Source organism: Vibrio sp. 1249-1 (genome assembly GCF_033340495.1).
On sequence record NZ_JAWOWJ010001156.1, the window covers coordinates 1 to 521 of the forward strand.

The following is a 521-nucleotide window of genomic DNA, read 5'->3' on the forward strand; positions in this document are numbered from 1 at the left end:
ATTGACGATTGGCCAATGGTGCTGAAAGACTATCTTCAACGGCCTTTGGTGGATGACTCAACGACCTTGAAGGATTTGAGTTTTGTTGCGTTGGACTTTGAAACCACAGGCGTGGACGCGCAAGGCGATAAAATCTTATCGATTGGCGTGGTTGACCTAACGCTGGACGGCATTGATATCGCCAGCTCCAAAGAGTGGTACATTTGTCATGGACAATTCATCAAACCAGAAACAGCGCAAATTAATGGCTTAACTCCGCAAGATCTCGCCAAAGGACTGCCATTGGATGAAGGTATGAATCGGTTGCTGGAACGCATCACAGGAAAAGTGGTGCTCGCCCACGGATGCTGCCTTGAAAAAACCTTCATTCACGCTTACTTTTCCTCTCGCTACCAAGTAGAGGATTTCCCCGCGTATTTTATCGACACTCTGCAAATCGAAAAGCAGTTTAGCTATGCAGGGAAAAGCGGCGCGCACAGCAGTTATCAGTTGGACGATTTGCGCCGCTATTATCACCTGCC

General features: G+C 48.0%; 1 protein-coding gene. It reads left to right on the top strand.

Annotated features, from left to right (window positions below):
- Nucleotides 1–521: 3'-5' exonuclease (locus R7Z50_RS31010; protein WP_318150213.1), on the top strand; the 521-nt coding region annotated here is incomplete at both ends.